The organism is Klebsiella sp. K5-204 (assembly GCF_030128585.1).
GTDB lineage: Bacteria > Pseudomonadota > Gammaproteobacteria > Enterobacterales > Enterobacteriaceae > Klebsiella > Klebsiella quasipneumoniae.
Genome location: NZ_JAKUZS010000001.1, coordinates 527,021 through 553,612, shown reverse-complemented (window position 1 = coordinate 553,612; position 26,592 = coordinate 527,021). Strand labels below are relative to the sequence as shown.

26 protein-coding genes are annotated in these 26,592 nt (G+C 62.0%); 5 read left to right on the top strand and 21 right to left on the bottom strand.

What is annotated here, in order from left to right:
• Positions 1 to 12: 12 nt before the first annotated feature.
• The gene (azoR, locus tag MKR05_RS02765) at positions 13 to 618 is read left to right on the top strand and encodes an FMN-dependent NADH-azoreductase (RefSeq protein WP_002902889.1); all 606 of its coding nucleotides are present in this window, start codon (positions 13 to 15) and stop codon (positions 616 to 618) included.
• Positions 619 to 654: 36 nt separating this feature from the next.
• Here azoR and MKR05_RS02760 read toward each other — a convergent pair whose 3' ends face one another.
• From MKR05_RS02760 to paaA, 14 genes are all read right to left on the bottom strand, one after another.
• Positions 655 to 1,062, bottom strand: a complete 408-nt coding sequence (locus MKR05_RS02760) for a GFA family protein (protein ID WP_023289463.1) — start codon at positions 1,060 to 1,062, stop codon at positions 655 to 657.
• A gap of 11 nt (positions 1,063 to 1,073) precedes the next feature.
• On the bottom strand, positions 1,074 to 1,670 hold the full coding sequence (paaY, locus tag MKR05_RS02755; RefSeq protein ID WP_023289462.1) for a phenylacetic acid degradation protein PaaY: 597 nt from the start codon (positions 1,668 to 1,670) through the stop codon (positions 1,074 to 1,076).
• A gap of 9 nt (positions 1,671 to 1,679) precedes the next feature.
• Positions 1,680 to 2,606 carry a phenylacetic acid degradation operon negative regulatory protein PaaX gene (paaX, locus tag MKR05_RS02750; RefSeq protein WP_178944469.1) on the bottom strand — a complete coding sequence of 309 codons (927 nt, stop codon included), beginning with the start codon at positions 2,604 to 2,606 and terminating at the stop codon, positions 1,680 to 1,682.
• A gap of 99 nt (positions 2,607 to 2,705) precedes the next feature.
• Complete coding sequence (gene paaK, locus MKR05_RS02745; RefSeq protein ID WP_023289460.1) at positions 2,706 to 4,022, bottom strand: phenylacetate--CoA ligase PaaK; 1,317 nt, start codon at positions 4,020 to 4,022, stop codon at positions 2,706 to 2,708.
• Between the two features lie 26 nt (positions 4,023 to 4,048).
• Positions 4,049 to 5,254 (bottom strand): 3-oxoadipyl-CoA thiolase, encoded by a 1,206-nt coding sequence (gene pcaF, locus MKR05_RS02740; RefSeq protein WP_044522629.1) that lies wholly within the window; start codon positions 5,252 to 5,254, stop codon positions 4,049 to 4,051.
• Positions 5,254 to 5,676 carry a hydroxyphenylacetyl-CoA thioesterase PaaI gene (gene paaI / locus MKR05_RS02735; protein WP_023289458.1) on the bottom strand — a complete coding sequence of 141 codons (423 nt, stop codon included), beginning with the start codon at positions 5,674 to 5,676 and terminating at the stop codon, positions 5,254 to 5,256. Before paaI ends, pcaF begins: the two co-directional genes overlap by 1 nt.
• Positions 5,666 to 7,090 carry a 3-hydroxyacyl-CoA dehydrogenase gene (locus MKR05_RS02730; RefSeq protein WP_072413122.1) on the bottom strand — a complete coding sequence of 475 codons (1,425 nt, stop codon included), beginning with the start codon at positions 7,088 to 7,090 and terminating at the stop codon, positions 5,666 to 5,668. Before MKR05_RS02730 ends, paaI begins: the two co-directional genes overlap by 11 nt.
• Positions 7,091 to 7,879: a 2-(1,2-epoxy-1,2-dihydrophenyl)acetyl-CoA isomerase PaaG gene (paaG, locus tag MKR05_RS02725; protein ID WP_064157551.1), complete on the bottom strand. Its 789-nt coding sequence runs from the start codon at positions 7,877 to 7,879 to the stop codon at positions 7,091 to 7,093.
• 2 nt (positions 7,880 to 7,881) lie between these two features.
• Complete coding sequence (gene paaF / locus MKR05_RS02720; protein WP_107112602.1) at positions 7,882 to 8,649, bottom strand: 2,3-dehydroadipyl-CoA hydratase PaaF; 768 nt, start codon at positions 8,647 to 8,649, stop codon at positions 7,882 to 7,884.
• Entirely contained in the window at positions 8,646 to 9,716 is a 1,071-nt protein-coding gene (gene paaE / locus MKR05_RS02715; protein ID WP_023289454.1) for a 1,2-phenylacetyl-CoA epoxidase subunit PaaE, read from the bottom strand. Before paaE ends, paaF begins: the two co-directional genes overlap by 4 nt.
• Positions 9,717 to 9,723: 7 nt before the next feature.
• A complete protein-coding gene (gene paaD, locus MKR05_RS02710; protein ID WP_186982917.1) occupies positions 9,724 to 10,221 on the bottom strand; it encodes a 1,2-phenylacetyl-CoA epoxidase subunit PaaD in 498 nt (165 codons plus the stop codon).
• Between the two features lie 11 nt (positions 10,222 to 10,232).
• Positions 10,233 to 10,988: a 1,2-phenylacetyl-CoA epoxidase subunit PaaC gene (gene paaC, locus MKR05_RS02705; protein WP_110237609.1), complete on the bottom strand. Its 756-nt coding sequence runs from the start codon at positions 10,986 to 10,988 to the stop codon at positions 10,233 to 10,235.
• Between the two features lie 7 nt (positions 10,989 to 10,995).
• Complete coding sequence (gene paaB, locus MKR05_RS02700) at positions 10,996 to 11,283, bottom strand: 1,2-phenylacetyl-CoA epoxidase subunit PaaB (RefSeq protein ID WP_023289451.1); 288 nt, start codon at positions 11,281 to 11,283, stop codon at positions 10,996 to 10,998.
• An 11-nt stretch (positions 11,284 to 11,294) separates the two neighbouring features.
• Positions 11,295 to 12,224 carry a 1,2-phenylacetyl-CoA epoxidase subunit PaaA gene (gene paaA, locus MKR05_RS02695; protein ID WP_032452647.1) on the bottom strand — a complete coding sequence of 310 codons (930 nt, stop codon included), beginning with the start codon at positions 12,222 to 12,224 and terminating at the stop codon, positions 11,295 to 11,297.
• Between the two features lie 286 nt (positions 12,225 to 12,510).
• Here paaA and paaZ point away from each other — a divergent pair, with 286 nt between their 5' ends.
• Together paaZ and tynA are read left to right on the top strand one after the other, a co-directional pair.
• Positions 12,511 to 14,556 (top strand): phenylacetic acid degradation bifunctional protein PaaZ, encoded by a 2,046-nt coding sequence (gene paaZ, locus MKR05_RS02690; protein ID WP_050534148.1) that lies wholly within the window; start codon positions 12,511 to 12,513, stop codon positions 14,554 to 14,556.
• Between the two features lie 366 nt (positions 14,557 to 14,922).
• On the top strand, positions 14,923 to 17,190 hold the full coding sequence (tynA, locus tag MKR05_RS02685; protein WP_044522621.1) for a primary-amine oxidase: 2,268 nt from the start codon (positions 14,923 to 14,925) through the stop codon (positions 17,188 to 17,190).
• A gap of 2 nt (positions 17,191 to 17,192) precedes the next feature.
• On the opposite strand, the gene MKR05_RS02680 is transcribed toward tynA, so the two are convergent.
• The 7 genes from MKR05_RS02680 to MKR05_RS02650 all read right to left on the bottom strand — a co-directional run bounded on the left by MKR05_RS02680 (position 17,193) and on the right by MKR05_RS02650 (position 23,677).
• On the bottom strand, positions 17,193 to 18,176 hold the full coding sequence (locus MKR05_RS02680; protein ID WP_162543131.1) for a zinc-dependent alcohol dehydrogenase family protein: 984 nt from the start codon (positions 18,174 to 18,176) through the stop codon (positions 17,193 to 17,195).
• 22 nt (positions 18,177 to 18,198) lie between these two features.
• Positions 18,199 to 19,017, bottom strand: a complete 819-nt coding sequence (locus tag MKR05_RS02675; RefSeq protein ID WP_044522619.1) for a phytanoyl-CoA dioxygenase family protein — start codon at positions 19,015 to 19,017, stop codon at positions 18,199 to 18,201.
• A 24-nt stretch (positions 19,018 to 19,041) separates the two neighbouring features.
• Positions 19,042 to 20,226, bottom strand: coding sequence for an acetylornithine deacetylase (gene argE, locus MKR05_RS02670; RefSeq protein WP_372405403.1), 1,185 nt, complete (start codon positions 20,224 to 20,226; stop codon positions 19,042 to 19,044).
• On the bottom strand, positions 20,204 to 20,878 hold the full coding sequence (locus MKR05_RS02665) for a DUF1028 domain-containing protein (RefSeq protein WP_087827656.1): 675 nt from the start codon (positions 20,876 to 20,878) through the stop codon (positions 20,204 to 20,206). The genes argE and MKR05_RS02665 overlap by 23 nt, the downstream gene beginning before the upstream one ends.
• The gene (locus MKR05_RS02660; protein WP_004190423.1) at positions 20,875 to 21,309 is read right to left on the bottom strand and encodes a RidA family protein; all 435 of its coding nucleotides are present in this window, start codon (positions 21,307 to 21,309) and stop codon (positions 20,875 to 20,877) included. Before MKR05_RS02660 ends, MKR05_RS02665 begins: the two co-directional genes overlap by 4 nt.
• A gap of 26 nt (positions 21,310 to 21,335) precedes the next feature.
• Positions 21,336 to 22,592 carry an NAD(P)/FAD-dependent oxidoreductase gene (locus MKR05_RS02655; protein ID WP_023289443.1) on the bottom strand — a complete coding sequence of 419 codons (1,257 nt, stop codon included), beginning with the start codon at positions 22,590 to 22,592 and terminating at the stop codon, positions 21,336 to 21,338.
• Between the two features lie 170 nt (positions 22,593 to 22,762).
• A complete protein-coding gene (locus MKR05_RS02650; RefSeq protein ID WP_004204026.1) occupies positions 22,763 to 23,677 on the bottom strand; it encodes a LysR substrate-binding domain-containing protein in 915 nt (304 codons plus the stop codon).
• 488 nt (positions 23,678 to 24,165) lie between these two features.
• Between MKR05_RS02650 and MKR05_RS02645 the strand changes: the two genes are divergently transcribed.
• Together MKR05_RS02645 and MKR05_RS02640 are read left to right on the top strand one after the other, a co-directional pair.
• Positions 24,166 to 25,686 carry an amino acid ABC transporter permease/ATP-binding protein gene (locus tag MKR05_RS02645; RefSeq protein WP_023289441.1) on the top strand — a complete coding sequence of 507 codons (1,521 nt, stop codon included), beginning with the start codon at positions 24,166 to 24,168 and terminating at the stop codon, positions 25,684 to 25,686.
• A 26-nt stretch (positions 25,687 to 25,712) separates the two neighbouring features.
• Positions 25,713 to 26,585 (top strand): phytanoyl-CoA dioxygenase family protein, encoded by an 873-nt coding sequence (locus tag MKR05_RS02640; RefSeq protein WP_044522589.1) that lies wholly within the window; start codon positions 25,713 to 25,715, stop codon positions 26,583 to 26,585.
• Positions 26,586 to 26,592 lie beyond the last annotated feature (7 nt).

Genomic DNA, 26,592 nt, shown 5'->3' with positions numbered 1-26,592 from the left:
AAGGAAACACCCATGAGCAAAGTATTAGTTCTGAAATCCAGTATTCTGGCAGGGTACTCACAATCTGGTCAGCTTTCCGACTATTTTGTTGAACAATGGCAGGAAAAACACCCGGGCGACGAGATCACCGTGCGTGACCTGGCCGCTAATCCGATCCCGGTTCTGGATGGTGAACTGGTTGGCGCCCTGCGTCCGAGCGACGCGCCGCTGACGCCGCGTCAGCAGGAAGCGCTGGCCCTTTCCGACGAGCTGATCGCCGAACTGAAAGGCAATGATGTGATTGTTATCGCTGCGCCGATGTACAACTTCAACATTCCGACGCAGTTGAAAAACTATTTTGACCTGGTGGCTCGCGCCGGCGTGACCTTCCGCTACACCGAGAAAGGGCCGGAAGGTCTGGTGACCGGTAAACGCGCGGTCGTCGTGACCAGCCGCGGCGGTATCCATAAAGATACCCCGACCGACCTGGTCACCCCGTACCTGTCCACCTTCCTCGGCTTTATCGGCATCACCGACGTGAACTTCGTGTTCGCCGAAGGTATCGCTTACGGCCCGGAAGTCGCGGCCAAAGCGCAGTCTGACGCGAAAGCGGCCATCGACAGCGTGGTTGCAGCCTAATATTTCACTCCTCTCGCTTCCTGCGGGAGGAGTGTTTTACTTTTTCTCGTAGCGCAAATACCCCACCACGCCTCCGCCGCCATCGTTTGGATGATTCACCCCGTCGTTGACCTCCACGCAGGAAAAATCGAAAGGCGAAACGCCGTCAATGCAGGCCACATTCACCCCATACTCCTGTGGGTTTGAACGCCGTTGATGAAAGGTGTAGATCCCGCATACCGAGCAGAAAAAGTGCACGGCTTCACCTGTATTAAAGCGATACTCGGTGAGCTTATCCCTTCCGCGTACCACCTCTATGCCTGAACGCGGCGAAGAGACCGCGACCGCCCCGCGCATTCGACAATATGAGCAGTTACAGCGCCGAGCGGTATTGAAGCCGTCGCTGAGTTCAACGGTAAACGCCACCGCACCGCAGTGACAGTGAGCGGATAATTTCTCTGCCATATATTTCCCCCTCAGGTTGAGGATTTTGGCCGCAGGTTTTCATCAAACTCCAGCCGCTTACGCCCCTCTTCCACTTCCCGTAATGGCTCGACCTGATGCAGCGTCTGCTTACAACGTTCCACCAGCACCTGGTATTCACGGGTGCCATGTTTTTTCCACGCCAGCTCCTGTTCGCTCAGGACGCGAATCGCTTTTGCCGGGCTGCCGATGATCAGATGGTTGGCGGGCATCTCAGCGTTGGCTTTCACAAAGGCCGAGGCGCCGACAATGCTGTTTTCGCCGATGGTCGCCCCGTCAATAATCACCGCGCTCATCCCCACCAGCGCGTTGCGGCCAATCACGCAGCCGTGCAGAATAGCGCCGTGGCCGATATGTCCGTCCTCTTCCACCACCGTATCCTGGCCGGGGAAGCCGTGCATCACGCAGTTGTCCTGAATATTGGCCCCGTCTTTGACCACGATGCGGCCAAAATCGCCGCGCAGGCTGGCGTTGGGCCCAACATAGACCCCTTTGCCGAGGATCACGTCGCCAATCAACACCGCGGTCGGGTGGACGTAACTCTCCTCCGGCACCACCGGGGTCAGTCCATCAATCTGATAAATCGGCATGCAACCTCCTTATGCGCCCGGCAAACCGCCAAAGCGCTGATAATAGAGCGGGCCCGGCGCGGGAAGCTCGCCGACCGAGCTTTCACCTTTCTCGCTGACGAACGCCAGCGCGCCGGGACTCACCCGTTGGTAAATATTGATACACAGCTGGCGGGCGGTTTGCCCCGCCCAGTGCGCCGGCAGCAGCTCTTCCGGCAGCAGCGGATCTTTGAGCACCACCCGGCGATAGAAATGAATCAGCAGGAGCTGGATCTGAAAGCTGCGTTCCGGCGTTAACTCCGCGGGTTCGCAGTCGCGCAGCAGCGGCAGTAACGGCCGGAATAACGAGATAAAAGCCTCATACATCTCGTTTTGTTCGGTGAGATGCCAGCACTCCTCCACCCGGCTGCGCAGCGCCGCCCGGGAGAGCGCCAGCGGCGAGTGAGCTTCAAAACAGATGACGTTTTCGGCGACGCCCGCTTCATGGAGCAGCGACTGGACATCCGCCAGCTTTTGCGACGGCGAGGCTAACAGGCTCGGCGCCAGCGCGCCAAACCCCTGCCACAGCAGCTGCTTTTTGACGTCGGCCAGCACATTTTTCTCCAGGCCTTCCGAAAGCAGCAGCAGCCAGGTGCCGTCCCATTCCGGAGCGTTCGCGCGATAAATTTTATGTTCCGCGCGTCGGGTCAGGCGCAGCCCTTTGTCGCTCAGACGATAGAAGCTGCGGCGGCCGATACGGACGACATCGAGCCACTCTTCTTTATTGAGGCGAAACAGTGCGGTGCGGACGAAACGCTCGCCGAAGCCTAATCCTTCCAGCAGCGCCGCGACGCTGCCCAGCCACACTTCCCCACCGCGTTGTAATAAGGCGTCGCCATACAGCGAGGCGATTAATGACGTGCCGCTGATCGGCGTCGCCGTCACCGCTTGTTGAATAAAGGCGTCGAGTTTGCTCATCTGATTCATTCTGTTGTTATATTTTTCCTTTATGAATCATAGCACAGGAAATTCCCGGCCTACGGCGTAAAGGCCTCAGCCGGGTTATCTGGGAGAGAATTAACCGCTGACCACCGCTTTACGCAGGTCGAATACGCGACAGGCTTTGCCTTCAGAGCGCGGAATGCTGCCGCAGTTGACGATGGTGATATCGGTGGAGATCCCGACCATCGACTTAATGCGGTGGCGCAGCTGGTGACAAATCTGGCAGCGCTGTTCGTGACTCAGGGCCAGCCCGCTCTCTTTCAGCTCCACGCGCACCGCCAGCGAATCGAGATGGCCGCGGCGATTCACCTCCAGCTGGTAGTGCGGCGCCAGGTGTTCAAACTTAAGGATCTCTTCTTCCAGCTGCGACGGGAAGACGTTAACCCCGCGGATGATCAGCATATCGTCGCTGCGTCCGCTGATGCGATCCATACGGCGCATGGTGCGCGCAGTGCCCGGCAGCAGGCGCGTCAGATCGCGGGTACGGTAGCGGATCACCGGCAGCGCCTCTTTGGTCAGCGTGGTGAACAGCAGTTCGCCGTGTTCGCCATCGGCCAGCGGCGTGCCGTCGTCCGGGTTAACGATTTCCGGGAAGAAGTGGTCTTCCCAGATGGTCGGGCCGTCAACGGTTTCCAGACACTCCATCGCCACCCCCGGGCCCATCACCTCTGACAGACCGTAAATATCCAGGGCGGTGATCCCCAGCCGGCGCTCGATCTCCGCGCGCATCGCCAGGGTCCACGGCTCGGCGCCAAAGACGCCGACGCGTAATGAACAGCCGCGGGCATCGCCGGCCATCTGGCGCTCCAGCTCTTCAATCAGATTCAGACAGTATGACGGCGTCACCATGATCATATCCGGCTGGAAATCGCGGATCAGCTGCGCCTGTTTTTCGGTCTGTCCGCCGGACATCGGGATCACCGTCGCGCCTAAGCGTTCCGCGCCGTAGTGCGCGCCAAGGCCGCCGGTAAACAGGCCGTAGCCGTAGGCGACGTGAATTTTATCTTTCGCCGTGCCGCCGGCGGCGCGCAGCGAACGGGCGACGATATTGGCCCAGTTATCAATATCGTTTTGCGTATAACCCACCACCGTCGGTTTGCCGGTGGTGCCGGATGAGGCATGAATGCGCACCACCTGCTCCATCGGCACCGCGAAGGTATCGAAGGGATAGTTGTCGCGCAGATCCTGTTTGGTGGTGCACGGGAATTTGGTCAGGTCGCTCAGTTCGCGGAAGTCGTCAGGGTGCACGCCTGCGGCGTCGAATTTACGACGATACATTGGCACATTGTTATACGCATGATTCAGCGTCCACTTCAGACGCTGGGTTTGCAGGGCCTGCAGCTCATCACGCGAGGCGGTTTCAATCGGATCTAATTTTGTAGTAGTTATCATTGTAGGGTACTCGCAGGTAAATTAGCTCACACTCGCTCGAGGATCATGGCGATGCCCTGACCCACGCCAATACACATCGTACACAGCGCATAGCGCCCGCCGCGGCGCTGCAGCTCAAGGCTGGCGCTCAGTGCCAGACGCGCGCCGCTCATGCCCAGCGGATGGCCTAAAGCGATGGCGCCGCCGTTGGGATTCACATGCGCCGCATCGTCCGGCACGCCGAGCTGTCTGAGCACCCCCAGCGCCTGGGCGGCGAAGGCCTCATTCAGCTCAATCAGATCCATATCGTTAATATTGAGCCCCGCCCGCTCCAGCACTTTACGCACCGCCGGTACCGGCCCCAGCCCCATCAGGCGCGGCTCGACGCCCGCCGTCGCCATCGCCACGATCCGCGCCCGCGGCGTGAGCCCCTGGCTAGCGGCCTGCTGTTCGCTGGCGATGATCAGCGCCGCGGCGCCGTCGTTGACCCCGGAAGCATTGCCCGCGGTAATGACGCCGCCTTGACGGAACGGCGCTTTCAGTTGCGCCAACTGCTCGAGCGTGGTTTCCGGTCGCGGATGCTCGTCCTCGCGCACGTCGCTAAGCGCGCCTTTCCGGCCGACAACCTGCACCGGCACGATCTCCTGCGCCAGAATGCCGTCGCGCTGGGCCTGCGCCGTGCGCTGCTGGCTGCGCCAGGCGAAAGCATCCTGATCGGCGCGGCTGATATTTAACAATTCAGCTACATTCTCGGCCGTTTCCGGCATGCTGTCAGTTCCGAAGTGTTGCGCCATGAGCGGGTTCACAAAACGCCAGCCAATGGTGGTGTCGAACAGCTCCGCCTGACGCTGATACGGCGCGCTGGCCTTCCCCATCACAAACGGCGCGCGCGACATCGACTCCACGCCGCCGGCGATCAGCAGATCGGCATCGCCGGCTTTGATCGCCCGGGCGGCAAAACCGACGGCGTCCAGCCCGGAGCCGCACAGGCGGTTGAGGGTGGTACCCGGCACGGTGTGCGGGTAGCCGGCCAGCAGCGTCGCCATATGCGCCACATTACGGTTATCTTCGCCCGCCTGATTCGCGCAGCCGTAAATCACATCATCGATCGCTGTCGGGTCAAGCCGGGGGTTGCGGCTCAGCAGCGCACGCAGCGGGATCGCCGCCAGGTCGTCGGCGCGCACGCTGGCCAGCGCGCCGCCGTAGCGGCCAATCGGCGTGCGGATCCCGTCACAAATAAAGGCCTCGCGCATTACACTTCTCCTGTGATTGTGCCGCCGATGCGGTGCGATTTGCCGCGAAACAGGGCCACAATTTTTTGCTGTTGATTAACAATTTCAATGTCGTAGACCCCGGTCAGCTTGCCCTGCTGTTTGACTCTGGCGGTGGCGACCAGCCGGTCGCCGGCAAACGCCGGGCGGAGAAAATCAATGCTGGCCGCCGAAGCCACCGCCGCCAGCCCCTGGCTGTTACAGGCGTAGGCGAAAGCGGTATCGGCAAGGGTAAATAGCTGACCGCCGTGGCAGGTTTGATGGCCGTTAAGCATGTCCGGCGAGACGGTCATGGTCATCTGCGCAAAACCGTCGTCCATTTCGATGAGTTCGATCCCCATCGTTCTGGCGCAGGTATCTTTTTCATACATCGCGCGCGCGTTGCGCCAGGCGTCATTGCTCATGGTGCTTCTCCATCAGCGCCTTCTGGCGCAACAGGGAGCCGGGGCGATAGCGCTCCTCGCCATAATGGTGGTGCAGGTTCTCCAGCAGGCGCAGCACGCGGCGCCAGCCGAGGCTGTCCCCCCACGCCAGCGGGCCCTGCGGGTAATTGACGCCCAGACGCATGGCGGTATCGATATCCTGTGCGCTGGCCACCCCTTTCTGTAGTGCATCCAGCGCTTCGTTAATCAGCATCGCCACCGTGCGCCACACCAGCAGGCCGGGATAATCGGCGATACGCAGCACGTTCTTGCCCTGCTGCTGGAAGTAGTGCACCGCTTTGTCCGTCGCCGCCGGCGCGTTGGTCGCCGCTGCGGCCAGCACCACCGTATCGCTGGCGCACAGGTCATACACCACCACCGGACGGCGATGCTTAACGCTCAGCGCCAGGGCAGTCTCGCCTTCGGTCTCTAGCAACAGCAGCTCGTCCAGCTCAGTGACACTGTCACTTATAGTGATGACGGATTGAGCGCCATGGGCAACCGGCGGCAGCGCCGCCGCCGTCCTGACTTCCACAGGCCAGCGATAGACGCCATGGCCGCTCTTTTTGCCCAGCCGCCCGGCCAGCGCCAGCTCTTGCTGGAGTAGCGATGGCAGGTAGCGGCGGTCCTGCCAGAAAGCGTTAAATACCGAGCAGGTCACGGCGAAGTTAACGTCCTGGCCAATCAGGTCCGTCAGCGCCAGGGGCCCCATCGGGAAACCGCCGCCGTCACGCAAAGCGGCATCGATAACCTCCGGGGCGGCCACCTGCTCCTCCAGCGCCCGCCAGGCTTCGGCGTAGAATGGACGCGCCACGCGATTAACGATAAAGCCGGGCGTCGAGCGGCAGCGCACAGGCCGTTTCCCCCAACCGCTCACGCACTGGCACAGCTGCTCCACCACTTCCGCAGACGTCGCCAGGCCGCTGACGACCTCCACCAGCTTCATGACCGGCGCCGGATTAAAGAAGTGCAGCCCGGCGACGCGTTCGGGATGCTTTACCCCGGCGGCGATGGCGGTAATCGAAATCGACGAGGTGTTGCTGGTGAGCAACGTTGACGGCGCGCAGATCGTCGCCAGCTGCGCGAACAGCGCCGTTTTTACCTCCAGGCGTTCAGAGGCCGCTTCGATCACTAAATCTGCGTCGGCCAGCGCGGCTAAATCGTGGGCCGGATGCAGGCGTGCCAGCAGCGCGTCGGCCTGCTCTGACGCCAGTTTGCCGCGCTCGACCCGTGAGGCGAGCCGCCTGGCAATACCCTCTATCGCCCGGGCGATGGCCTGATGATCGATGTCGTAAATCAGCACCGGATGCCCGGCGGCAGCCGCCACTTCGGCGATGCCGGCCCCCATGGTGCCGCTGCCGATCACCGCCACGTTGGCTATGGATGTCGTCATCATCTATTTCCCGCTGAACAGTGGTGGCCGTTTGGCCAGAAATGCGCTGACCCCTTCGCGGTAATCATCGCTGCGCCCGGCGAGGCGTTGATAATCGCGCTCCAGGTCCAGCTGCGCGTCGAGACCGTTGGTTTCCGCCGCCAGCAGCGCCTTTTTAATCAACCCAAGACCCAACGTCGGCTGAGCCGCCAGATGGCGCGCCAGCTGCAGACTGGTGTCCGCCAGTTCGGCATCATCCACCAGCTGCCAGATCATCCCCCACTGCGCGGCCTGTTCCGCGCTGAGGCTATCGCCCAGCAGCGCCAGCCCCATGGCGCGCGCGCGGCCGGCCACCCGCGGCAGGAACCAGCTGCCGCCGCAGTCCGGCACCAGCCCGAGCTTGCTGAAGGCCATCACAAACTTGGCCGAACGCGCGGCCAGCACGATATCGCAGCCCAGCGCCAGGGTGGCCCCTGCGCCAGCGGCTACGCCGTTGACCGCGCAAATCACCGGTTTCGGCAGCGCCGCCAGACGACGCACTAACGGGTTGTAAAAGCGTTCCACCGACAGGCCGAGATCCGGCGGCGGGCCGCTGGGGTCGACGTTGCGGTCGTTCAAATCCTGGCCGGCGCAAAAGCCGCGGCCGGCGCCGGTGATCAGCAGGCAACGCACGCCGTCGTCGCGCTCGGCCTGCTTCAGGCATTCCGCCAGCTGTTGATGCATCAGGTCGTTAAAACTGTTGAGGCGGTCCGGGCGATTGAGGGTAATGGTCATGACGCCCTGTTCCACTGCGCTGAGAATGAAAGCTTCCACGATTAGCGTCCTTTAAAGTCCGGGGTACGTTTTTGTAAGAAGGCGTCGATGCCTTCGCGGCGGTCTTCGGTGGCGCTCAGCAGGGTGAACAGCTGGCGCTCCTGCTGGAGACCGGCCTGCAGGCTCACCTCCTGCGACAGGCGCAGCGACTGTTTCGCCGCCCGGAGCGCCAGCGGCGCGTGGCGGGCGATGGTGGTCGCCAGTTGCAGGGCATATTCATCGGTTAACGCCGCCGGATGGATATCGCTCACCAGCCCGGCCTGCTGCGCCTGACCGGCGTCAATACTCTCACCGCTCAGCACCATCCGGCTGGCCAGCGCCTTGCCAACGCTGCGGATCAGCCGCTGGGTGCCGCCAGCGCCCGGCATGATGCCGAGGGTAATTTCCGGCAGGCCAAAGCGGGCGTTGTCCCCGGCGACAATCAGGTCGCACAGCAGGGCCAGCTCGCAGCCCGCGCCGAGGGCGTAACCGTTGACCGAGGCGATCAGCGGTTTGGGGAAGGCATCGATACGCGCCCACAGCCGCGGGCGGATATCATCCAGGGTCGCCGGGAGATCTTTCTCCGCCATCTCGTTCAGGTCGGCTCCGGCGGCAAAGAAGCGCGGATTGCCGCTGATGACGCAGACGCTGACGTTGTCATCAGCGGCCGCGGCCTCCAGCGCCTCGGCAATCCGGGTTAATAAGGCATTGTTCAGCGCGTTGCGGGCCTGCGGACGGTTGAGCGTCAGCTGCAGCACCCGGCCATGGCGGTGGATCATCAGCTCGCTCATGCCATCCCCCGCGCGTCAAAGTCGACCACCACGTCGCCGCTGGTGGGCAGCGCCTGGCAGCTCAGCACGTAACCCGCCGCCAGCTCATCCGCTTCGAGGCTATAGTTGGCGGCCATCGCCACTTCGCCGCGCAGCACTTTGCATTTACAGGTGGCGCACACCCCGCCCTTGCAGGCAAACGGCAGGTCTGCCCCCTGGCGCAATGCGGCATCCAGAATGCTGTCGTCTTCGGCGCTGAGGGCGATCAGCCGATCGCGCCCGTCCTGGCGGATGGTTACCGTGCGCCCTTCCGCCTGCACCCCGGCGGCGCGCTTAACGCTGCCGCCCGGCGTATTGAAGCGTTCGAGATGAATGGCGTGCTCCGGCACGCCGAGCTCGCGCAGGGTCGTTTCCGCCTCATCCATCATCGTCGCCGGGCCGCAGATAAAGGCCTCGTCGAAACGGCTGAAATCCAGCAGATGGTCCGCGAGCTGGCGCAGTTTGTCGCCATCGATGCGCCCCTGCAGCAGATCGCTGTCCATCGACTCCTGGCTGAACAGATGCACCACCTGCAGGCGCTGCGGATAGCGGTCTTTTAAATCGGCCAGCGCCTGGCGGAACATCATGCTGTGGCTGCTGCGGTTGCCGTAGATCAGCGTGAAGCGGCTGTGCGGCTCGGTAGCCAGGGTGGCGCTAACGATCGCCATCATCGGCGTGATCCCGGAGCCGGCGGCGATCGCCAGATAGTCGCCCTGCCGTTCAGCCTGCGGCTGATAGCCGAAATGCCCCTGCGGCACCATCACCTCCAGCTCCATCCCCTGCTGGATAGCGTGCTGGGCGAAGCGCGAGAAGCGCCCACCGTCGATGGCTTTGACCGCGACGCTGATCTCTCCCGGCGTAGGGCTGCGGCAGATGGAGTAACAGCGGCGCAGCTCTTCACCGCCCAGTCGGGCTTTCAGCGTCAGATGTTGGCCCGGACGAAAGCAGTACTCCGCCTGCAGGGCTTGCGGAATCGCAAACGTAATGGTCACCGCATCGCGGGTTTCCGGCTCGACTCTCGCCACCTTAAGCGCATGGAACGTCGTCATGGCAACCTCAAATACATTTAAAGTAATCAAAGGGTTCCCGGCAGCTGTCGCAGCGATAGAGCGCTTTGCAGGCCGTGGAACCGAATTCGCTAATCAGCGAGGTGTGGGTGCTGCCGCAGCGCGGACAGCTCACCTCGGCGGGCATTTCCGCGTGGCAGGCGTGCCCCTGCGGCGGGCTGATGCCGTACTGGCGCAGGCGCTCGCGGGCCTCCTGGCTCATCCAGTCGGTGGTCCACGGCGGGTCCAGCTGCAGGACGATGTGGACCGGCAGATAACCATGCTCGCTCATCACCGCGCGGATCTCGCTCAGCAGATGCTCCGTCGCCGGACATCCTGAATAAGTCGGGGTAAAGCCAATCACCCAGCCGTCGCCGTGGCGCGCGACGCTACGCACCATGCCGAGATCGGTGATGGTGAGTACCGGCACTTCCGGATCCGGGATCGCGCTTAACACTCCCCAGATGGCGCGCACCTCGGCGGGAGCGATGTCATCTAAACGTTGCATCGTCCCCTCCCTTACCACTGCAGGCCGGGATGGGAACGCTGCAGATATTGCATCTCCGCCAGCAGCGGGCCGAGATGTTCACTGTGCAGCCCCTGTTTGCCGCCGCTGCGAAAGGCCGCTTCCTGCGGGACCGGTAAGCCTGAGTCAAGCAGCGCGGTATGCACGGTGCTTTGCCATTCGGCCTGAAGCTCGCGCGGATCAACCGCAATGCCCTGCCCGGCCAGGCTGAGCTCCAGGTCATCGGCAAGGAACAGTTCGCCGGTAAAGCGCCACAGATTGTCGACCGCCTGCTGCATTTTGCGATTTGAAACCTCGGTGCCGTGACCAAGACGCTCCAGCCAGCCGCGGCTGAAGCGCTGGTGGTAGCGCACCTCTTTCAGCCCTTTGGCGGCAATGGCCGCCAGCTGCGCGTCGCGGCTGTTCACCAGCCGGCTGTACAGGGCGACGTGCCAGACGTCGATAAAGAACTGGCGGGCGATGGTGTCGGCAAAATTGCCGTTCGGCTGCTCCACCAGCAGCAGGTTGCTGAACTGGCGCTCATCGCGGCCAAAGGCCAGGGTATCTTCATCGCCGCAGCCGTTAAGCTCGGCGGCATAGCTCAAAAAGTTGCGCGCCTGGCCAAGCAGATCGAGGCCGATATTGGCCAATGCGAGATCGATCTCCAGCTCCGGGGCATGGCCGCACCAGGCGCCTAAGCGCTGGGCCAGCACCAGGCCGTTGTCGCCAAGACGCAGAGCGTAGGTGGCTACAGGATTGGGGTTATTCATCGCCGCCTCACATGTGTTCCATGCCGTCCGGCACGGTATAGAAGGTCGGATGACGGTAGACTTTGCTTTCCGCCGGGTCGAAGAATTCGCCGCGCGCTTCCGGCTGCGAGGCGACGATTTCGCTGGCCTTCACCACCCAAATGGAGCAGCCTTCGCTGCGGCGGGTGTAGGCGTCGCGGGCGTTCTCCAGCGCCATTTGATCGTCGGCGGCATGCAGGCTGCCGACGTGACGATGGGAAAGCCCCTGTTTGCTGCGAACGAACACTTCATATAACGGCCAGTAAACTTTGCTCATGTTGTCTCTCCTTATGCCGCGCTGCGGGCCTGCTGTTTTTGCGCATGGGCCAGCGCGGCTTCGCGAACCCACTCGCCCTCTTCCCAGGCCTTACGCTTGGCGGCCAGCCGCTCGTGGTTGCACACGCCACGGCCGCTAATTACCTCGTTAAACTCCTGCCAGTCGATCTCGCCGAAGCGGTAGTGGCCGCTGGCTTCATCAAAGTGCAACTCCGGGTCCGGGACGGTCATGCCGAGGATCTCCACCTGCGGCACGGTGTTGTCGACGAAGCGTTGACGCAGCTCGTCGTTGGAATGCAGTTTGATTTTCCACGCCATGCTGCGGGCGCTGTTCGGCGAGTTGTCGTCGTTGGGGCCAAACATCATCAGCGCCGGCCACCAGAAGCGGTTAATGGCGTCCTGCAGCATCTGCCGCTGAGCGTCATTACCCTGCGCCAGCGCCATGCAGGCTTCGAATCCCTGGCGCTGGTGAAAGCTCTCTTCTTTGCAGATTTTGACCATCGCCCGGGCATAGGGGCCGTAGGACGTCCGGCACAGCGCCACCTGGTTGACGATGGCCGCCCCATCGACCAGCCAGCCGATCACGCCGATATCGGCCCAGCTCAGCGTCGGGTAGTTAAAAATGGAGGAGTATTTCATCTGCCCGTCGAGCATCTTCTGATACAGATCTTCCCGCGCGCAGCCGAGGGTTTCCGCGGCGCTATAGAGATACAGCCCGTGGCCGGCCTCATCCTGCACTTTAGCCAGCAGGATCGCTTTGCGGCGCAGAGTGGGTGCCCGGGTGATCCAGTTGCCTTCCGGCAGCATGCCGACGATTTCCGAGTGCGCATGCTGACCAATCTGACGGATCAGGGTTTTACGATAGGCATCCGGCATCCAGTCCTGCGGTTCGATGGCCGTTTCCTGCGCGATGCGCTGGTCAAAGCGTTGTTCTTCTGTCACGTCATCACCTTTATGATTCCGATATTCACATCACAACCGTTTATGTGAATCACTTTGTTTATTGAAGGTTACATATTGGTTAAAGAAAACCACAAATTTTGTTTACTCTTTTTGTGATAGCCTCCGCAAAACCTTTTGTAAACCACAACAAATACAGTTAATTAGGCCAAAAACATAACGTCATCGCGATCACAATGTTAATAATTTATTAAATACGAGCTTGCATTTTATGATTCATAAAAGAACTATTTATAGACATTCCACGTAACATATTTGGAGATTCGCGATGCAGCAGTTAGCCAGCTACTTATCCGGCGCCTGGCAGACCGGCCGGGGCCGCGCCCGTACTATCCATCACGCCATCACCGGCGCGGCGCTGTGGGAAGTGACCAGCGAAGGCCTGGATATGGCGCAGGCGCGCCGCTTCGCAATTGAGCGCGGCGGTCAGGCTCTGCAAGCCATGACCTTTATTGAACGCAGCGCGATGTTAAAAGCGGTAGCGAAACATCTGCTGGAGCAGAAAGACCAGTTCTACGCGATTTCCGCGCAAACCGGCGCCACCCGCGCCGACAGCTGGGTGGATATCGAAGGCGGCATCGGCACCCTTTTCACCTATGCCGGGCTCGGTAGTCGCGAACTGCCGGACGATATCCTGTGGCCGGAAGACGAGCTGATCCCGCTCTCTAAACAGGGCGGTTTTGCCGCCCGTCACGTGCTGACCTCAAAATCAGGCGTCGCTGTGCATATCAACGCCTTCAACTTCCCCTGCTGGGGAATGCTGGAAAAACTGGCCCCCACCTGGCTGGCCGGCATGCCGGCGATCGTTAAACCGGCCACCGCTACCGCCCAGCTCACCCAGGCCATGGTGAAGGCGATTGTCGACAGCGGCCTGGTGCCGGAAGGCGCCATCAGCCTGATTTGCGGCGGCGCGGGCGATCTGCTCGACCATCTCGACAGCCAGGACGTGGTGACCTTTACCGGCTCAGCCGCCACCGGCCAGCAGCTGCGGTCGCACCCCAACCTGGTGGCCAAATCGATTCCCTTTACCATGGAAGCGGATTCGCTCAACTGCTGTGTGTTAGGCGAAGACGTCACGCCGGAGCAGCCGGAGTTCGCGCTGTTTATCCGGGAAGTGGTCCGCGAGATGACGGCGAAAGCCGGGCAAAAATGTACCGCTATCCGCCGCATCATCGTCCCGCTGGCGCAGATCAATGCGGTTAGCGATGCGCTGATCGCCCGCCTGCATAAAGTGACCGTCGGCGACCCGGCGCAGGAAGGGATTAAGATGGGGGCGCTGGTTAATCACGAGCAGCGTCAGGACGTTCAGGAGAGCGTCAATAAACTGATTGCCGCCGGCTGCGAAGCGCTGCTTGGCGGACAGGCGGACCTCAGCGCGGCCGGGGCCTTTTTCCCGCCGACGCTGCTCTACTGCGCGCAGCCGGATGAAACCCCGGCGGTTCACGCCATTGAAGCCTTTGGTCCGGTGGCGACCCTGATGCCCTACCAGGATCGCCAGCATGCCCTGGCGCTGGCTCGTGCCGGCGGCGGCAGCCTGGCGGGCACGCTGGTCACCGCCAGCGGCGAACTGGCGCGCGAGTTTATCCTCGGCGCCGCCCGCGCCCATGGCCGTATTCAGATACTGAACGAGGCGTCCTCGGTCGAGTCAACCGGCCACGGTTCGCCGCTGCCGCAGCTGGTGCACGGCGGCCCCGGCCGCGCCGGCGGCGGCGAAGAGCTCGGCGGACTGCGTTCGGTGAAACACTATATGCAGCGCACCGCCGTCCAGGGCAGCCCGACGATGCTGGCGACCATTGGCCAGCAGTGGGTGCGCGGCGCCCAGGTGAGCGAAGACCGCATACACCCGTTCCGCAAATATTTCGAAGAGATCCAGCCCGGCGACAGTTTGCTGACCCCGCGGCGGACCCTGACCGAAGCGGATATCGTTAACTTCGCCTGTCTGAGCGGCGACCATTTCTACGCCCACATGGACAAAATCGCCGCCGCCGACTCGATTTTCGGCGAGCGCGTGGTCCACGGTTATTTCCTGATCTCCGCGGCGGCCGGTCTGTTCGTCGATGCCGGCGTCGGGCCGGTTATCGCTAACTACGGCATGGAAAACCTGCGCTTTATTGAACCGGTCAAGCCGGGAGACACCATCCAGGTGCGTCTGACCTGTAAGCGGAAAACCGTTAAACGTCAGCGTAGCGCCGAGGAGAAAGCTACCGGCGTGGTGGAATGGGCGGTGGAGATTTTCAACCAGCACCAGCAGGCGGTGGCGCTGTATTCCATTCTGACCCTGGTGGCGCGCCAGCAGGGGGATTTCCCGGCGTAATGGCGGAAAATTGACCGCTGGCGCTCTGTTGGCCGTTTCTTGAGCCATTGAGACTGCAAGCGGTTTGCAACGGTTTCGCCGCGGGAAGTCCTTTATGTTATCTGCGGCTTCAGCGTAGTTTGCGCGGGCCTACTGGCAGTCAGACCCGGACAGGTAGGCCGGGTAAGGCGCAGCCGCCACCCGGCACAAAACCGGCGCACGTGCTCCATGCCTCTGCGGAGGCATTTTTTACGTCCGTCTGGCAAACCTGACAAATAACCTGGCAAGAGCAAACAAACGCCCCGGCGCCGCGGGCTGGTAGCTTAAGGGTGACAAAGCCGACATTCGCAGCGGCAAAAGACAACACAACAATAAGATGAGGTCATCATGGCAAACGGCTTGAAATTTTCCCCTCGTAAAACCGCGCTGGCGCTGGCCGTGGCGGTGGTTTGCGCCTGGCAATCCCCGGTCTTCGCTCACGGCAGCGAGGCGCACATGGTGCCACTGGATAAAACGCTGGAGGCGTTTGGCGCTGACGTGCAGTGGGACGACTATGCGCAAATGTTTACCCTGATAAAAGACGGCGCTTACGTCAAAGTGAAGCCCGGCGCTAAAACCGCGATCGTCAACGGCAAAACCCTTGATCTGCCGGTGCCGGTGGTGATGAAGGACGGTAAAGCCTGGGTCTCCGATACCTTTATCAACGACGTGTTCCAGTCCGGTCTCGACCAGACCTTCCAAGTGGAAAAGCGCCCTCACCCATTAAACTCGCTCTCGGCGGCGGAAATCAGCGACGCGGTGACCATTGTCAAAGCCGCGCCGGAATTCCAGCCTAATACCCGGTTTAGCGAAATTTCCCTGCATGAGCCGGATAAAGCGGCGGTATGGGCCTTCGCCCTGCAGGGTACGCCAGTGGATGCGCCGCGCACTGCCGATGTGGTGATGCTGGATGGCAAACAGGTGATGGAGGCCGTGGTCGATCTGCAACACAAAAAAATCCTCTCATGGACGCCGATCAAAGGCGCCCACGGCATGGTGCTGCTCGATGATTTCGCCAGCGTGCAAAACATCATCAACGCCAGCAGTGAATTCGCGACGGTGCTGAAAAAGCACGGGATTACCGATCCTGGAAAAGTGGTCACCACCCCGCTCACCGTTGGCTACTTCGATGGCAAAGATGGTCTGCAGCAGGATGCGCGCCTGCTGAAGGTGGTCAGCTATCTCGATACCGGCGACGGCAACTACTGGGCGCACCCGATTGAAAACCTGGTGGCGGTGGTCGACCTGGAAGCGAAGAAAATCATCAAAATCGAGGAAGGCCCGGTGATCCCGGTGCCGATGGAACCGCGGCCGTATGATGGCCGGGACCGCAACGCCCCGGCGGTGAAACCGCTGGATATTACTGAACCGGAAGGCAAAAACTACACCATTACCGGGGATACCATTCACTGGCGGAACTGGGATTTCCACCTGCGTCTTAACTCGCGCGTCGGGCCCATCCTCTCGACGGTGACCTACAACGATAACGGCAAAAAACGCCAGGTGATGTATGAAGGTTCCCTCGGCGGGATGATCGTCCCCTACGGCGACCCCGACGTCGGCTGGTATTTCAAAGCCTATCTGGACTCCGGCGATTACGGCATGGGCACCCTGACCTCGCCGATTGTACGCGGCAAAGACGCGCCGTCGAATGCGGTGCTGCTGGATGAAACCATCGCCGACTACACCGGCGCGCCGACCACCATCCCGCACGCTGTCGCCATCTTCGAGCGCTACGCCGGGCCGGAATATAAGCACCTGGAGATGGGCAAGCCCAACGTCAGTACCGAGCGCCGGGAGCTGGTGGTGCGCTGGATCAGCACCGTCGGCAACTACGACTATATCTTTGACTGGGTATTCCACGACAACGGCACCATCGGTATCGACGCCGGCGCCACCGGGATTGAGGCGGTGAAAGGCGTGCTGGCGAAGACCATGCACGACCCCAGCGCCAAAGAGGATACCCGCTACGGAACGCTGATCGACCATAATATTGTCGGCACCACCCACCAGCATATCTATAACTTCCGCCTCGACCTCGACGTGGACGGCGAAAACAACACCCTGGTGGCGATGGACCCGGAAGTGAAGCCCAACACCGCCGGCGGCCCGCGCACCAGCACCATGCAGGTGAATCAGTACACGATCGACAGCGAACAGAAAGCGGCGCAGAAATTCGACCCGGGCACGATTCGCCTGCTGAGCAACACCAGCAAAGAGAACCGCATGGGCAACCCGGTCTCTTACCAGATCATCCCTTACGCCGGCGGCACCCATCCGGCGGCGACCGGCGCCAAATTCGCCCCGGACGAGTGGATCTACCATCGTCTGAGCTTTATGGATAAACAGCTGTGGGTGACGCGCTACCACCCGAGCGAACGCTATCCGGAAGGCAAATACCCCAACCGCTCCGCTCACGATACCGGGTTAGGCCAGTATGCGAAGGACGATGAGTCGCTGACGCACCAGGATGACGTGGTGTGGATCACCACCGGCACCACCCACGTGGCGCGGGCTGAAGAGTGGCCGATCATGCCAACCGAATGGGCGCACGCCCTGCTGAAGCCATGGAACTTCTTTGACGAAACGCCGACCCTCGGCGGGAAGAAACAGTAATCTTAACCCACGGTGAAATCGAGCAGGATTTTACCGCCTCTTCCCGGCTGGCCGGCGGCGGCAATCGCTTCCCGCCAGTCGTTCAACGCCACCCGCCGGGCCGGCGGTTGCGTGGTCGTCGGCAGCCGTTGCCAGATTTCGTCGAAAGCCGCCCGCCATGCCGCCACGCTGAGGCCAGGCAGCGCCTCCCGCAGATGAAACTTGCGCACCGCCGCGCTGGCGCGCGTCTGGATCAGCGGTCGTCCGGATAATAAGCCATAGGAGATCAGGGTCGACGACGCGGGCAGCACCGACAACAGCGTGTTCCCCAGCTCCCCGCCCACCGCGTCAAACACCAGATCGCTGTGCTGGCTGACCTTCTCCACCAGCGCCCGGTCGGCCTCGAGGATCGGATAGATCCCGGCCTGCTCCAGACGCGCCCGATGCTGCGGCGAGCGAATAATCCCGCTTACCGAACGGGCGCCCATGGCCAGCGCCCACTGCCCCAGCAGGCTGGCGCAAGAGGAGGCGGCGGCGGTCAGCACGATCTGTTTCCCGGCAACCGGCCAGCGTCTGAGCATCAGCATCGCGGTCAGCGGATTGATATACCCGCGGGCGGCCAGCAGATCGTCCACCGCCGCGGGAACCGGCACCAGCCAGGTCTCATCCAGATCGATAAACCGCTGCCAGGTGCCGCCCCCGCGCAGGGGCAGCACCCGCTGGCCCGCGGTCAGTCGGCTGCCGAACGGCGCGGCGACCACCTCGCCAAGGCCTTCGTAGCCGGGCACGGCCGGCAGTCGGGTACGGTGGCGATAGGCGCCGGTAATGGGGATCAGATCTGAGGGATTCACCGGGGCATAGCGCATCCTGACCCGCACCCGTCCGCCGGCCAGCGGCGCCAGCGGGGTGCGTTTCAGCGATAGCACCGCGGCCGGCGGCCCGTAGCGGTCATAAACAATGGCGTCATTGAACATCGACAGGCTCCAGACAACGAAAGGCGGGATCATAGCAGATCCCGTCCGCAGCCGCTTACGCCGGTGGCCAGACCTGGGGGAACAGTGGCGAATCCAGCGGGTCGCCGTCCCGCAGAGTCAGTTCGGGGAACGGCGGCGAGGTCACGCCGCCGCGGTCGGCAAACGCGGCGTCATCCCCCACCCAGCGGGCGGAGAAGACCCGTCGCGCCCGCGCCCCGGGGTTGCCGCGGGCGCCATGGACGGTGCGAAAATGGAAGGCCACCGCGTCCCCCGGCTCCAGCGCCCAGCTGACGATATCGTACTCATCCTCATGGGCGTCGATATCCGGCAGCGCGCTGAACCGGGTGTGTTCGTAGAGCTTTGTGCCATTGAAGCGGGTGGGACTGTACTCCGCCTCCCAGCGATGCGACCCGCGAATGCAGCGCAGCGAGGTGGCCTCCGCTACCGGGTCCAGCGGGATCCAGAAGCTGACGTTCTGCCGGCCGGAGACGCAATAGTACGGCTGATCATGATGCCAGGGGGTAACCGTGCTGCCTCCGGCGGGTTTGACCAGCGTATGCTCATGGAAAAATTTCGCCGTCTGCGACTGCATCAGCGCCGCGGCGATCTCCGCGGCCGCCGACTGGAAGACAAACTCGCTAAACGCTGGGATCCGCGACCAGTTACAGTAATCCTGAAAGAAAGGCGGCGAGCCATCTTTGGGGATCACCGTGCGCGCATGACCATATTCGCTGGGGCTGGCCATCAGCGCCGTGACCCCCTCGGCGAGGCGCTCAACCCAGGGGGTAAAAACGCCCTTCAGTAATACCACGCCATCCGCCTGCCAGCGGTCGACAGTCGCTTGATCGATATGGGGAGAGTGTTGATTGTGCATCGCTTGGGTTCCTGTGTGGGTGGATCAGGTAAGCGGTTCTGCGGGCTCGGCGCGCATCCAGGCGCACAGCTGGCCCAGCATCGTCATACAGCGTTCGGTCTGGTCGATGCTGATGTACTCATCGGCCTTATGGCCCTGGGCCATGCTGCCCGGCCCGCAGACCAGGGTCGCGACGCCCATCTCATCGAACAGCCCCCCTTCGGTGCCGAACGCCACGGTGGAAAACCGATCGCTGCCGCACCACTGCGCCAGCCAGCGGGCGAAGTCGGACTGCGGATCGCTGAGCAGCGGCGGGTAGTGGCTCAATAGCTGAAACTGGATGTCGCTCTCACCGCCGACCCGGCGCATCTCCGGCAGCAGCCGGCGGCGGGCGTAGGCCGCCAGCGCCTCGGTGACCGCTTCGGGACGCATCCCCGGCAGGTAGCGGATCTCAAAATCAAAGCGGCAGGACTGCGGGACGATGTTCAGCGCGGCGCCGCCCTGAATGGTGCCCACCTGCAGGGTGCTAAAGGGCGGCGAGAAGCGGCTGTCCTGCTGCCGGGCCAGACCCGCGCCCAGCCGATCCAGGCGATTAATCAGCCTGGCCGCGTAGCGGATGGCGTTCACGCCCTGTGGGGCATAGGCCGAATGGCAGGCCTGGCCCTCGATACAGCAGCGCATGGCCAGTTTGCCTTTATGACCGAACACCGGCTGCATCTCCGTCGGCTCGCCTATGAGGCACAGCGCCGGTTTCTCCGGCGAGGCCTGCAGAAACGCCGCCAGGCTGCGCACGCCGAGACAGCCGACCTCTTCATCATAAGAGAAGGCCAGATGCAATGGCATCCGCAGCGGCGCCGCCAGAAAGTCATCCACTGCCGCCAGCACGCAGGCGAGAAAGCCCTTCATATCGGCGCTGCCGCGGCCGTAGTAGCGGCCATCGCGCTCGGTCAGGCTAAACGGCGGCACGCTCCAGTCCTGCCCGTCCACCGGGACCACGTCGGTGTGGCCCGAGAGCATCACCCCGCCGCCGCCGGACGGCCCCAGCCGGGCGTAGAGATTGGCCTTACCGCCCGACGGGTCATAAAAGCGGCGGGACGTCACGCCGCGGGCGGCGAGAAAATCGGCGATCCAGTCGATCATCGCCAGGTTCGAATGGCGGCTGGTGGTATCAAAGGCCAGCAGCGCGGCAAGGATCGCTCCCGGCGTGTTATTCATCGCCAGGCACGCCATAGGCCGGCGCCTCGCGCGGGTCGAGCGCCCGGGTAATATAGGCCTCCATTTGCGGCTCCCACGCCAGCCACAGCTGCTCAAGGGCCGTCAGCGGATCCGCCTCCGCCCAGTCAATGCGCAGGTCGACCACCGGCCATGGGTAATCATCCACCACCTTCACCGCCGCCGAGTGGACCGGGCCGGCCTCGCCCCCGGCGACGATCCCGGCGCGCAGCCCGGCCAGCAGCCGGCTGGCCAGCTCACCGGTGGCGGCCTCAAAGGCGCCCACCATCGCGGCGATCACGCCCTGACTGTCCAGCATATTGCCCGCCGCCACGCAGTTATCCCCCGCCAGGGCGCCGCCGATCCCGAGGGTGAATTCCCCGCTGAACACCGCTGTGTCGCCGTTGGCGTCAATCGCCGCGACCTGGCGATATTCGCGAAAGCGATCCTCCGCCAGAGCCTGCTTCATGGCCTGCTCAACGCTGGCCCCCGCCTCGATCGCGCTGAGGATCTGCGGCCCCAGCGACGGCAGGGTAATATTCTGGCTGGAAACCGCCCCCACGCCGGGCAGCAGCCAGGGACAGCGCGACCCGACGGCCATGCTCGATGAACTAATGGCGATGCCCAACTGACCCGTTTCCGGGCAGCGGGCGGTAAGGGAGAGGGTCATTCTGCCGCCTCCCCCTGCCAGTCGTCGGGGATCACCGCCGTGACGTCAATCTCCATCAGCCACTGCGGCTGCGCCAGGGCCGACACCACCACCCCGGTGGAGATGGGGAAGACCCCTTTCAACCATTTGCCCACCTCCTGATAGACCGGCTCGCGATAGCGTGGGTCGATCAGATAAGTGGTGGTCTTGACGATATGCGAGAGGTCGCTGCCGGCCTCTTTCAGTAGCTGTTCGACATTCTTCATCGCCTGCTCCGCCTGGGCCCGCGGGTCACCGAGGCCGATCAGGTTGCCGGCGAAATCGGTGCCGACCTGGCCGCGAACGTAGACGGTATTCCCCGCCCGCACCGCCTGGCACAGATCGTTATTCAGCGCCTGGTTTGGGTAGGTCTCTTTGGTGTTAAACATGCGAATACGGGTATGGGTTGGCATCAAAGCACTCCTTCAGGAATCGGTTATCAGGACGGCTGGTAGCGCTGATACTGGCGCTGAATGGCGATCTGGTCGGCAATATATTTGGCATCGTGCCAGACGCCCCAGATAAAGGTGGACCCGCGCCGCGACAGCCACGGCAGGCCGAGGAAATAGACCCCCGGCTCCGTCGACACGCCGCGGTGATGCTGCGGCCGCTGCGCGTCATCGAAGGCGTTGACCTTCAGCCAGCGATAATCGGTGGTATACCCGGTCGCCCAGATGATCGCGCCGATCCCGGCCTCGGCCAGGTCGAGGCTAAGCAGCGGGTCGCTGACGCAGGCCGGGTCGGGCAGAAAGTCACGGGCGGAGGGCTCTTCGGGCAGATCCAAACCGTTGCGCGCGACCCAGTCGTCGGCGGCGTCGAGCAGCGCAAGATAGGAGGCATCGCCGCGGCGGATATTCTCCGCCAGGTCGGGGTGGAACAGTGCCCTGGCGCCGTCAAAGCCGCGGGTCTGCCCCACCAGGGTGACCCCCTGATGCGCCAGCTGGCGAAAATCGACGGTATGGCCGCCGCGCGCGCCGCTCACCGCGATAGTGACATGCTCTTTCCCCGGCGCATTGGCCGCAGCGTCCCACATCCCCAGCACGCCGAGCCACCAGCAAAAATCGCGCTGGCGATAGCGACGCGGCGGCCGGTCGTGCGCCCCCACCGACAGCCACACCGCGCGTCCGGCACGCTGTAGCTCATCGGCAATCTGCACGCCGGAGGATCCGGCCCCCACCACCAGCACGCCGCCCTCCGGCAGCTGCTGCGGATTAAAATAGTGCGCCGAATGGAGCTGCTGAATAGCCTCACTCTGCGGGGCGATGGCCGGGATCGTCGGGCGCTGGAAGGGTCCGGTAGCCGCCACGATCCGCTGCGCCTCAATCACCCCCTCGGAGGTGTCGACACGAAAGCCCGGCCGCCCGGCGAGGCGTTCGGCGCTGTACACCTCCACCCCGGTGCGGATCGGCGCATTGAAGCTGCGGGCATAGGCGGCAAAATAGTCCGCAACCTGCTCTTTGCCGACAAAGCTGTCCGGCGGGCAGTCAGGGAACACCATCCCCGGAAACCGATCGTGCCAGGCCGGGCCGTTGGCCACCAGCGAATCCCAGCGCCCGCTGCGCCAGGCCTGGGCAATACCCTGTTTCTCCAGCACCAGATGGGGGATATCCAGCCGGGTCAGATGCTCGCTCATGGCGACGCCCGCCTGCCCCGCGCCGACCACCAGGGTATCGATCTCGGTTATCTGTTCAGTCATTTCTCTATCCTTCAAGCACAGTTGCCGACGAGGTCGCCGGAATTGACGGCTTTCAGGTTATTTAACTGTGACGAATTGGTAAAATATTATAAAACGATCGACTGAATAGAATTTTACGAGGCTGAGTGGCGACAGAAAAAATAACGCCTGCCGGATCGACAGGCATTATTTCAGCCGTGAGAGGGGGTTAATTCGATACTGCGACAATAATCCATAAACAGTTGCGTCGGCCGCGTCGGTTCATTATTAGCGAGATGCGCCATAATTAAGGTTGAGGCGGGCATGTCGTCGGCAATATCCCGCTGTACCACCCTTTCGCCATCGTAGGTCATATCGCAGCAGGGCCGGGTGACCAGCACCGAAAAACCGAGCCCCTGACCGACCATACAGCGCACCATTTCGATAGAGGGGGAGCTGTAAGCCACTTCCGGGTGATAGCCCTTTTCCTTAAAGATGGAGATGAAATAGTTTTTACTCGGGACCGCGTCGAGGAGGATCATCGGCTCGCGACTCAGCTCCTGCAGCGTCACCTGCGCCTTTTGCGCCAGCGGATGCGCGGCGGGCAGCAGCGCGTAGGGTTTATGCGGAGCATTAAGCCGCTCTTTATTGATCGAGTGGCCGAGCTCCAGATCATAGACCAGCGCCAGGTCGAAGCGGCCACGGTGCAGGCCATGCATCAGCTCATGCTGTTCGCCGTCATACAGATGCAGCGTAATTTCCGGATAGCATTTCTTAAACCCGGCCACCAGCTTCGGCATATACAGCGGGGCCACCGACTCAAAGCAACCGATGGAGATCATGCCAGAAACCAGCTCTTTATCCGCTCGCGAATTCTGCTCAAATTCCCACGACAGGCGCAGCAGCTCCTTCGCTTTATCGTAGATCCGCCGACCGCTGGAGGTGAGTGAGACGCCCTGCGCATGGTGGCGAATAAACAGCTGCTGGTCGAAGGTGCTCTCCAGATTCTTAATAGCAATGGAAATTGACGGCTGCGCAATGTGCAGCTGGCGGGAGGCCTCGGCGATACTCTCCGTCTCCACCACGGTGACGAAATATTTGAGCTGCTTCAGGGTAAATCGGTTCATAGCATCACCATTGATAAAATATGGTCCGGCGCACGCGGGGAATAGTTTTCCTCTAAGTCCCAAGCAATCCGCGTGCCACCCGCGAAGAATGGCGGCGCATTGCCCGCCAGGGGGCGATATTATTTTTTCTCCTCCCGCGCCGGCGCGGTTTATTTCCCCGTTTGCACCATCATGCATCACGCTGCACATTGAGCAGGCAGAGGTCGCCCCAGTTTCACGCAAAATAACCTGTCTGCATAAAATGGCGTTATTGAATTACAGCTATTGTTTTTAAATTGTTTACGCAAAGTGTCCTGATAATCACTTTAAATTCCATATCGTTAATAACGCTGTATAGTTTTTTTAAACTTAAAGACCAAAAATTTACTAATTGCCTCTGAAAGCATCCTGCCAGCATAGTGTATTCTCACGATGAACACCGGCGGCTCCCCATTAATGCACAGCCGAGCCGCTTTCATTTAGGTTAATTATGACGAGTGAAATAGCCCATGACGTTTAACTGGAACTACATGTTAAGTCTGCTCAGCGATGCCGATTTTTGGTGGGCCACCTGGACCGTCATTAAATTAAGTCTGCTGACCTGGGGCTGCAGTATTGTGCTCGGATTTATTCTGGCGCTGGCTAAACAGTCGCCGCGCGGCTGGTTATCCACCCCTGCCCGGCTGTATATCTGGTTATTTCGCAGTATGCCGCTGCTGGTCCTGCTGATTTTTGTCTACAACATGCCGCAGGCGCTGCCCTCCTTCGCGCCGGTGCTGAACGACCCCTTCTGGGCCGGCCTGCTGGCGATGGTCCTCAGCGAAGCGGCCTATATCGCCGAGATCCATCGCGGCGGGCTGCTTTCCATCCCCCGCGGGCAGAGTGAAGCCGCGCGGGCCCTGGGTTTGCGCTACGCCGGGATCCAGTGGCGGGTGATCATTCCCCAGGCGTTGCGCGTCGCCCTGCCGGCGCTGGCCAATGAGTATATCGCCATCGTGAAGCTCAGTTCGCTGGTGTCGGTGATCTCCCTGACCGAAATATTGATGGTCGGCCAGCAGCTCTACTCGCAGAACTTTCTGGTCATGGAGACCATGACCGCCGTGGCGTTTTATTACATCTTTATCGTCACGGTGTTCGATTTTCTGCTGAAACGGCTGGAGAACTACCTCGATGTCACCCGACGCGACACCGCCCGGCCGGTGGATGCCGAGATGCAGCAGTTGGCGACCGCCCGCCGCCCGGCGATGGCGCGCAGCGTCTCCCAGGGCCATGAGCCGGCGCTGCAGGCCTCTAAGCTGCATAAGGCCTACAACAACGTCGAAGTGCTGGGGGCGGTGAGCCTGCAGATCCAGCCCGGCGAAGTGGTGTCGGTCATCGGCCCGTCGGGCTCGGGAAAAACCACCCTCATTCGCCTGCTGAACGGTCTTGAGCAGATCGACAACGGCGAAATTCAGATTAACGGCCAGCCCTTTATTCATCTCGACCGTCAAGGGCAGCAGAAGCCGCGCTTTATGGAGAATGCCGAACACCGTCTGAATATCGGCATGGTGTTCCAGAGCTTCAACCTGTTCCCGCATCTGACCGTGTTCGGCAATCTGCTGCTGGCCCCGCGCTATCACCATCTGGCAAGCGACGCGGAGCTGCGCCAGCACGCCTGCGAGCTGCTGCACAAGGTGGGCATGCTGGAACACGCCTGGAAGTATCCGCACCAGCTCTCCGGCGGTCAGCAGCAGCGGGTGGCAATCGCCCGCGCCCTGATGATGCGTCCGCAGATCATGCTGTTCGATGAGCCCACCTCGGCGCTGGATCCGGAAAAAGTGAATGAAGTGCTGCAGGTTATCGAATCCCTGGCCCACGAAGGCATCACGATGGTCATCGTCACCCACGAGATGAACTTCGCCTTCAAAGTGTCTGACCGGATCGTGTTTATGGAGAAAGGCCGGGTGGTGTGCGATGACACGCCGCAGGCGATGCGCAGCGGGCAACACCCGCGGGTCGAGGCCTTTCTGAAAGATGTTTCTCTGGCTTAACTATCGGGACGTGAAGAGGAAAAACTATGATTGCGCAGTGGCAAATTGAGCAGTTTCATCAGCAGGGTTATCTGGTGGTCGAAGGGGTGCTTTCCGCCGCCGACATCGCCACTCTGCAGAGCGATTTTGACGGCTGGGTCGAGGAGAGCCGCCGCCACGCGTCGGCGTGGGGGGAAACCCTCGACGGGCGGCCGCGCTTCGATATTGAGCGCGACCATGCTCCCGACCATCCGTCGCTGCGCCGGGTCGCCTCCCCGACGGAGATCTCCGAGGCGTATCGCCATACTGCACTCAACTCGCGGATGGCGACCATCGCCGCGCAGCTGATCGGCGGCAGCGGCACCCGCTTTCACCACAGCAAAATTAACTCCAAGCTGCCGCACACCGCCACCGAGGTGAAATGGCATCAGGATTTCCTCTTCACCCCGCACAGCAATGACGACATCATCACCGCCCTGCTGATGGTCAGCGAGGTGACGCCGGAGAATGGCCCGCTCAACGTGGTGCCGGGCAGCCATCAGGGGCCGCTGTGGTCCCACTGGCAGGAGGGGCGCTTCACCGGAGCGGTGGATGACGAGGTGGTGACGGCTCACTGCCAGCAGCCGCAGGCCTGTTTTGGCCCGGCGGGCTCAGTCTGCTTTATGCATACCCGCCTGCTGCACGCCTCCAGCCCCAACGAAACCGCCCTGCCGCGCACCCTGTTCATCAGCGTCTACGCCGCCGAGGATGCGCTGCCCTTCGGCGAAAACCCGCTGCCGAGCCGCCATGCCGGCCAGCTGGTGGCCGGGGAAGAGAGCGGTCTGGTGCGCAGCACCGATAACCAGCTTCGTCTGCCGCAGAAGCCGCGCGGCGCTTCGTTTTTTGTTCAGCAGGCCGGTGCCGATCGCGCCAGCATGTAATTCGCCC

Bases quoted from the DNA above. Each gene is read 5' to 3' on its own strand.
- MKR05_RS02760 (WP_023289463.1), bottom strand. From the start codon at position 1,062: ATGGCAGAGAAATTATCCGCTCACTGTCACTGCGGTGCGGTGGCGTTT.
- MKR05_RS02730 (WP_072413122.1), bottom strand. From the start codon at position 7,090: ATGATGACGACATCCATAGCCAACGTGGCGGTGATCGGCAGCGGCACC.
- paaK (WP_023289460.1), bottom strand. From the start codon at position 4,022: ATGATAACTACTACAAAATTAGATCCGATTGAAACCGCCTCGCGTGAT.
- MKR05_RS02680 (WP_162543131.1), bottom strand. From the start codon at position 18,176: ATGATCCCGCCTTTCGTTGTCTGGAGCCTGTCGATGTTCAATGACGCC.
- paaX (WP_178944469.1), bottom strand. From the start codon at position 2,606: ATGAGCAAACTCGACGCCTTTATTCAACAAGCGGTGACGGCGACGCCG.
- paaC (WP_110237609.1), bottom strand. From the start codon at position 10,988: ATGAATAACCCCAATCCTGTAGCCACCTACGCTCTGCGTCTTGGCGAC.
- paaI (WP_023289458.1), bottom strand. From the start codon at position 5,676: ATGAGCAATGACGCCTGGCGCAACGCGCGCGCGATGTATGAAAAAGAT.
- pcaF (WP_044522629.1), bottom strand. From the start codon at position 5,254: ATGCGCGAGGCCTTTATTTGTGACGGGATCCGCACGCCGATTGGCCGC.
- paaF (WP_107112602.1), bottom strand. From the start codon at position 8,649: ATGAGCGAGCTGATGATCCACCGCCATGGCCGGGTGCTGCAGCTGACG.
- MKR05_RS02645 (WP_023289441.1), top strand. From the start codon at position 24,166: ATGACGTTTAACTGGAACTACATGTTAAGTCTGCTCAGCGATGCCGAT.
- argE (WP_372405403.1), bottom strand. From the start codon at position 20,226: ATGGCGTGCCTGGCGATGAATAACACGCCGGGAGCGATCCTTGCCGCG.
- MKR05_RS02640 (WP_044522589.1), top strand. From the start codon at position 25,713: ATGATTGCGCAGTGGCAAATTGAGCAGTTTCATCAGCAGGGTTATCTG.
- paaE (WP_023289454.1), bottom strand. From the start codon at position 9,716: ATGACGACGTTCCATGCGCTTAAGGTGGCGAGAGTCGAGCCGGAAACC.
- MKR05_RS02660 (WP_004190423.1), bottom strand. From the start codon at position 21,309: ATGCCAACCCATACCCGTATTCGCATGTTTAACACCAAAGAGACCTAC.
- azoR (WP_002902889.1), top strand. From the start codon at position 13: ATGAGCAAAGTATTAGTTCTGAAATCCAGTATTCTGGCAGGGTACTCA.
- MKR05_RS02650 (WP_004204026.1), bottom strand. From the start codon at position 23,677: ATGAACCGATTTACCCTGAAGCAGCTCAAATATTTCGTCACCGTGGTG.
- paaB (WP_023289451.1), bottom strand. From the start codon at position 11,283: ATGAGCAAAGTTTACTGGCCGTTATATGAAGTGTTCGTTCGCAGCAAA.
- MKR05_RS02655 (WP_023289443.1), bottom strand. From the start codon at position 22,592: ATGACTGAACAGATAACCGAGATCGATACCCTGGTGGTCGGCGCGGGG.
- tynA (WP_044522621.1), top strand. From the start codon at position 14,923: ATGGCAAACGGCTTGAAATTTTCCCCTCGTAAAACCGCGCTGGCGCTG.
- paaD (WP_186982917.1), bottom strand. From the start codon at position 10,221: ATGCAACGTTTAGATGACATCGCTCCCGCCGAGGTGCGCGCCATCTGG.
- paaZ (WP_050534148.1), top strand. From the start codon at position 12,511: ATGCAGCAGTTAGCCAGCTACTTATCCGGCGCCTGGCAGACCGGCCGG.
- paaY (WP_023289462.1), bottom strand. From the start codon at position 1,670: ATGCCGATTTATCAGATTGATGGACTGACCCCGGTGGTGCCGGAGGAG.
- MKR05_RS02675 (WP_044522619.1), bottom strand. From the start codon at position 19,017: ATGCACAATCAACACTCTCCCCATATCGATCAAGCGACTGTCGACCGC.
- MKR05_RS02665 (WP_087827656.1), bottom strand. From the start codon at position 20,878: ATGACCCTCTCCCTTACCGCCCGCTGCCCGGAAACGGGTCAGTTGGGC.